Source organism: Bacteroides gallinarum DSM 18171 = JCM 13658, assembly GCF_000374365.1.
GTDB lineage: Bacteria > Bacteroidota > Bacteroidia > Bacteroidales > Bacteroidaceae > Bacteroides > Bacteroides gallinarum.
Window position 1 is genome coordinate 1 of the sequence record NZ_KB894204.1, and the last position, 6,530, is coordinate 6,530.

Below are 6,530 nucleotides of genomic sequence, written 5' to 3' on the forward strand. Positions count from 1 at the left end.
TGTCCCTACCTAAAGATACAAAAAAGCCAGCTAATTCGCAATATTTTGTGTATGAATTAGTTGGCTGATTTTATATTATTTACTGAATGTCCCTAACTAAGCAAAAAGTCATGGCAGCTTTAACCATTTACAATAAGCTCTCTGCCAATTCCATATAATCACTGTTTAGCTTCTTCCTGCGGAATACGCACCGATGTGTAAAGTTCGAGAATTGCAGCGATAGTCAGTGAAACAATCCATTCATTACCATGTGTAAAGAACATGAAAGCTCCGGTAAGCACCAGCAACAACGCACCGAATATCTGCTGCCGACGCAAACGTTTGATAGTGGGAGTATTGTATTTAGAGGGTGAATTAATCTGTGCCAAAGCAACGAATGTTGCGCCTATGGTATATATATAAGGTGAAAGCTGCCAACCGGTAACATAAACGACAGCCCCTATCAGGAGCATTACAGCTCCTACTACAAAAAGAGCGGGTATTAATTGTTTCATTATTCTACATCTTCTTGAAATACATAAATATCTTCGTTAGGCTTCTTCATCAGATACTTCTCGCGGGCTATGCGTTCGATAGCGCCGGAATCGACCGCAAGTTCATTCAACCGGCGAGTATTCTCCTCATACTCCGTACGATACTTGTCTATCTCGCCGCGCAAACGGGTTTCCTCACGATAATAACCGAGACGGCGCACAATGCTGTTCTCATCCAGGAAGCCGACAAGCACGGCAAACAGCACAAGCGTTATCAGATATTTACGCCTGCGGACAAACAACCAAAGAGAAGCGAGTTTATCCATGCAATTCTGTTATTGTTTCTTCGAGTACAAAGATAAGACGAATAACTGAAAAATTTCTTTTTTTTACGTACATTTGCACAAAAGCGAAAACAAGCTGCGCTATCTTTGCATCCTATATAACAGACAAGAAGAACCTGAATATGGAAAATTATATCGTATCGGCACGAAAATACCGTCCTTCTACCTTTGAATCGGTAGTGGGGCAACGTGCTCTGACTACCACCCTGAAGAATGCGATTGCCACAGGCAAACTGGCACACGCCTATCTTTTCTGCGGTCCGCGCGGGGTCGGAAAGACTACCTGTGCACGCATCTTTGCCAAGACCATAAACTGCATGAGCCCTACGGCAGAGGGAGAGGCTTGTAACCAATGCGAATCGTGTACGGCCTTCAACGAGCAGCGTTCGTACAATATCCACGAACTGGATGCTGCCTCCAACAACTCGGTAGACGATATCCGGCAGTTGGTAGAACAGGTACGTATTCCACCTCAAATAGGCAGATACAAAGTATATATCATCGACGAGGTGCACATGCTCTCGGCTTCCGCTTTCAACGCTTTCCTGAAAACGCTGGAGGAGCCGCCCCGCCATGCCATATTTATCCTTGCCACTACCGAAAAGCATAAGATATTGCCAACTATCCTATCGCGCTGCCAAATATACGACTTCAATCGTATCAGCGTAGAAGATACCGTGGCTCATTTGGCCTACGTAGCCTCCAAAGAGGGAATTACCGCCGAACCGGAAGCCCTGAACGTCATTGCCCTGAAAGCCGACGGAGGCATGCGGGACGCTCTATCCATATTCGACCAGGTAGTGAGCTTTACCGGCGGGCATATCACCTATCAGAGCGTAATCGAGAATTTGAATGTGCTGGACTACGAATATTACTTCAAACTGACCGGTTATTTTCTTGAAAATAAAGTCAGCGACGCCCTGCTATTGCTGAACGATGTGCTGAACAAGGGATTCGACGGCAGTCACTTCATTACCGGTTTGTCCTCGCACTTCCGGGATTTGCTAGTTAGCAAAGACCCGGCTACCCTACCTTTGCTCGAAGTGGGGGCAAGCATCCGCGAACGCTACCAGGTACAGGCGCAACAATGCCCGTTGCCTTTCCTCTACCGCGCCATGAAGTTGTGCAATGATTGCGACCTAAACTACCGTATCAGTAAAAACAAACGGTTGTTGGTAGAACTGACTTTAATACAAATAGCCCAAATCAGTGCTGAGGGAGACGATGTTTCCGGTGGGCATAGCCCTAAGCAGACTATAAAACCCGTATTTACACAGCCTGTCGCTGCACAGCAGCCACAAGGCAGCCCTGCCGCGCCCCAACCGCAAGCGTCCGCCGCCACCAAACCGCAAGCCGCTCCAGTAGCCACGCCTGCCGTTAGTGCCGCGCCTACACCCCATACTACTGCCAATGCCGCTGCCACAACGACGCCCCCTGCCTCCCCCACCCCCTCTACTGCCGCATTACTGGCACAAGGAAAGGAGGAAAGGAAAGTGCCGGTGATAAAGATGTCAGGGCTCGGTGTATCCATTAAGCATCCGAAGGAAGAAGAAAAAGTCCTGAACACCCCCGCTGCCACGACCGTACAAAAGACTGTGCAGCCGGAAGAAGATTTCATTTTCAATGAAAGAGACGTAAACTATTATTGGCAAGAATATGCGGGAAGCCTGCCCCAAGAGCAAGTGGCAACTACCAAGCGTATGCGGAATATGCACGCCACTTTGCTGAACAGCACCACCTTCGAAGTAGTTGTCGATAACGAGTTTGTTGCAAAAGAATTTACCGCAATGGCTCCTCAACTGCAAGAGTATTTGCGCGCCCGTTTAAAAAACCGTAAAGTAACCATGACGGTACGTGTCAGCGCTCCTACGGAAAAAGTACGCGCATACGGCCGCGTCGAGAAGTTCCAGATGATGGCACAAAAAAACGATGCCCTTTTGCAACTGAAGAACGAATTCGGATTAGAGCTTTACTAAATCTTCCACTCCGGCAGGCGATATTTGGCTATTCACTATTGAACATACTGAGAATAAAATCATTATATTTTATTTTTAATGTCGTGTTTTATGTTTATTTTTGCCAATAATAAACAAAAGAGATAAAGCACAGATAGTGAGAAAAAATGCCGCCATACTAATAGTACTGTGGATGATATGTACAACATCCGCTCTACCGATATGTGCCGCGGCTAATCTGCATAAATTAGACATACTAAAAAGCTTTGTTCAAAAAAAGATACTTTATGACGAACATGTACCGGTAGACAGCGTTATCTGCTGGAGCGAAAGCATCTTACCGGATATGAGGAAAGACAATAAGGATAAGGAAAGCTATTTTTTGTTACAGTTACAGCTTGCCAACGCCTACACGCTGCAAGGAGATATCAGTCTTGCCATAGACCGTGCACGGCTGATGTACGAAGAGGCCAAAGAAACAAAATACGACTTCGGCATAGTAGTTGCCGGCCAGGCCATTGGAGATGCTTATGCCATGGCAAACCGGTACGACAAAGCACTGGAATCCTATCAGGATGCTTTGAAAAAGCTAAACTCAATCTCTCCGCAACATCCCTACCGCACCCAACTGTTATTGAAAGAATCTAATGCCTTGCAACGTAAAGGGCAACTGAAAAAAGCGAAAAGAACATTGAACAATATAGAGAAGGCTCTCTTGAAACAGCCGGATTATGTTACCGGCTTTTTTGCCGCCATTGAAGGCGCCAATTATGCAATCTCGCACGGACATCTTTCGCAAACCTATCTTGAAGATGCTGCCAGGTACTTGCAGAGCATGGATTCTATCTACCGGTTGCATCCAGAGAAATTCTACTACTTTCATCTAAGATACACCGCCGCCGCTTATTACCGGGCAATGGGAAACTGGAACAAGGCTTACTGGAACAAAGCGCTGCAATTATACGAGGAACTGAGGCAGGAGTATGCTGCCAACAAACGCTCTACCTACTACCGGTGGATAGCGCTGGAAACGATATATCTCTATAAGATACAAGGAAAGCCGCTGGCTGCCTGCCGTTTGTATCAAGAGTTGTATCCCATAATCGACACGCTCACCGTCGAAGGATATGCCCGGCAGATTAATACCCTGCGTGCCAAATACCGGGTAGACCAAATGGAGATAACTGATAAAGAGGAGCACAACAAGCTTATCGCCAGTATATTGGCAGGTTGTATCATATTGCTGTTATTGTTTTCCATTATAGCTTTCATGCTCAGAAAGCAACGCCGGAAAACAGTTCTCTCCACCCAAAGGCTGAATTTTCTGCGTACCAACGCGGAGAATGCTACATCGGCCAAAAGCATATTCCTCTCGAATATGAGCCATGAGATACGTACCCCGCTCAATGCCTTGTCCGGCTTTTCTACATTACTGACGGAGGAAGGTCTGGATGATGAAACACGCCGCCAGTGCAATGAAGTAATCCTGCAAAATTCCGAACTGTTATTGAAGCTTATCAATGATGTGATAGACCTCTCGAGCCTCGAATTCGGCAAGATACAATTCAGTATCGCCAGGCACGATGTCGTCGCCATTTGCAGGAATGTAGCCGACACCGTCAGTAAAGTAAAGCAGACGCAAGCCCAGGTATGTTTCGTAACCGAGCTGGAAAGCATGGAAATAGAAACGGACGACTCACGCCTGCAACAAGTCCTGATTAATCTATTGATTAATGCAACCAAGTTTACGCCGCAAGGCAACATCACCCTGGAACTCAAAAAGAATTCGGAAGAGGAGTTGCTTTTCTCTGTAACGGATACTGGCTGCGGTATCCCGAAAGAAAAGCGAGCGGCGATTTTCCAGCGTTTCGAAAAGCTAAATGAAAATGCGCAAGGGAGCGGGCTGGGGCTTTCTATCTGCCAGATTATCATTGAGCATATCGGTGGGAAATTATGGGTAGACCCCGATTATACAGGCGGCTCACGGTTCTTTTTCACCCACCCTGTCCAGCAGTCGCACGCCGTTAAAGGCAGAAAGGAGAACCGAGTATGAAACGATTATTTACCATATTACTCTCTCTCATCCTGCTTTTACCCATACGGGCTACCGATACGGGTACGGACTCCCGGCTTTCCGCATCTCACCGGCATCCCAGCGAAATAGAGCGTAGTATAAACTACGATATCCGGAAAGCCGACTCGTTGGTAAAGGCGGGAAAGCCGGACGAGGCGCTTCCGTTCTACAAGAAAAGTCTTAAAACGAAGGATTCCTTATACAATCTTCTTACTGCATTGCAAATGGAGGAGATACTTTCTTTGTATAACGCGGACAAGCTCATGCTGCAAAAAGAGCAAAAACGCAGTATGTTCCACCAAATCTGCCTGTCTGTTTCTTTGATAATCATCATCGCGCTGTTATTTTTCAATATCCACATATACCGGAGCCGGAAGCGGTTGCAGAAAGACGAACAAGAGATGAGAAGGCTTACCGCCATTGCCGAAGAAGCGAATGAGGTAAAAAGCCGTTTCCTGGCAAATATGAGTTATAACATACGTATCCCTCTCAATAATGTAGTAGGCTTCTCGCAACTTATGACCGAAGATGCAAACTTGAATGAAGAGGAGAAAAAGGAGTACTCCGGCATCATCCAGGCTAATTCGGCAGAACTGATTCAACTGGTAAACAATGTGCTCGACCTCTCGCGCTTAGAGGCCAACATGATGAAATTCCAATTACAGGAATGCAATATACAAGAGTGGTGCAATGACCTAGCGTATATAGTCCGGACACGAAGTGAAGGAAATATACGCCTGCAACTGCAAGCCGATACGGGCGATGCCACCATTCGCACGGACATAAACCGGTTTACCCAGATAGTTTGCAGCATGCTGCTTTACCCCGTAGAGTGTAAAGAAGTACGGGAGGTAAAAATGCTGCTGACCTACAATCCTGAGGCAAAAGAGATAAACTGCCGGATAGAGAACAGTCCGCTTGCCGACCCTGCATCCGCTTCGCAAAAAGAAGCTATATTGCAAAAAATCAATTTATTGTTCTTCGAGCATTTCAATGGCAGTTACCAGATAAAAAAAGGAGAAAAAGACGGGGTTGTCATTCTTTTCACATATCCGGTGCTTACTCGCTGATTATATGTAAGTTCGCATCCGATACTATTTAGACAGCATACAAATTAAGAGTTTTTACTCAAGATTGGTAGCAAATAATAAAGAAAACAGCTACTTTTGTCGAACCAATTAGTACTAATAATTAAAAAATTAAAGAAAATGGCTTACGTAATTAGTGACGATTGTATTGCTTGCGGTACTTGTATTGATGAGTGTCCGGTAGGCGCTATCTCTGAAGGCGATATCTATTCTATCGACCCTGAAACTTGTACTGAATGTGGTACTTGTGCAGATGTTTGCCCTTCTGAAGCAATTCATCCGGGAGAATAATACAATCCTTAAGAAAAAACGAAAGGGGTTGTGTCAGGGATATTCAGTAAATGTCCCTAAAAATCAAGATGGCATATGAAGATGATAGAGCATACTCACTTCATATGCCATTTTTATAGTCCTATTCCTGTAATTTCTCACACAATCTTACCCTACAAGACATGACGCTCGGGAAGAAGTCTGAAGACATCTTCTGCCTCTGCCTGTAAAATCATATCATGCCGCTTTCACCGTCCTGTTCCTGATCTTGTCTATCATCAGTACGGCATTTGCCGTATGTATTCCAAAGAAAATCCACAGGATTT

At 45.5% G+C, this 6,530-nt stretch carries 6 protein-coding genes; 4 read left to right on the forward strand and 2 right to left on the reverse strand.

The genetic code is table 11. From position 1 onward, the window contains the following. Window positions 1-158 precede the first annotated feature (158 nt). Entirely contained in the window at window positions 159-494 is a 336-nt protein-coding gene (locus C233_RS0121875) for a hypothetical protein (protein ID WP_018669593.1), read from the reverse strand. Beyond that, entirely contained in the window at window positions 494-799 is a 306-nt protein-coding gene (locus tag C233_RS0121880) for an FtsB family cell division protein (protein ID WP_018669594.1), read from the reverse strand. The genes C233_RS0121875 and C233_RS0121880 overlap by 1 nt, the downstream gene beginning before the upstream one ends. Window positions 800-939: 140 nt before the next feature. Here C233_RS0121880 and C233_RS0121885 point away from each other — a divergent pair, with 140 nt between their 5' ends. The 4 genes from C233_RS0121885 (at window position 940) to C233_RS23950 (ending at window position 6,225) form a co-directional block, all read left to right on the forward strand. Next, window positions 940-2,793 carry a DNA polymerase III subunit gamma/tau gene (locus tag C233_RS0121885; protein ID WP_018669595.1) on the forward strand — a complete coding sequence of 618 codons (1,854 nt, stop codon included), beginning with the start codon at window positions 940-942 and terminating at the stop codon, window positions 2,791-2,793. Between the two features lie 160 nt (window positions 2,794-2,953). After that, window positions 2,954-4,825, forward strand: a complete 1,872-nt coding sequence (locus tag C233_RS0121890) for an ATP-binding protein (protein WP_026314969.1) — start codon at window positions 2,954-2,956, stop codon at window positions 4,823-4,825. Beyond that, window positions 4,822-5,916: a sensor histidine kinase gene (locus C233_RS0121895; RefSeq protein ID WP_018669597.1), complete on the forward strand. Its 1,095-nt coding sequence runs from the start codon at window positions 4,822-4,824 to the stop codon at window positions 5,914-5,916. The genes C233_RS0121890 and C233_RS0121895 overlap by 4 nt, the downstream gene beginning before the upstream one ends. A 138-nt stretch (window positions 5,917-6,054) precedes the next feature. Further along, the gene (locus C233_RS23950; RefSeq protein ID WP_004292360.1) at window positions 6,055-6,225 is read left to right on the forward strand and encodes a DUF362 domain-containing protein; all 171 of its coding nucleotides are present in this window, start codon (window positions 6,055-6,057) and stop codon (window positions 6,223-6,225) included. Window positions 6,226-6,530 lie beyond the last annotated feature (305 nt).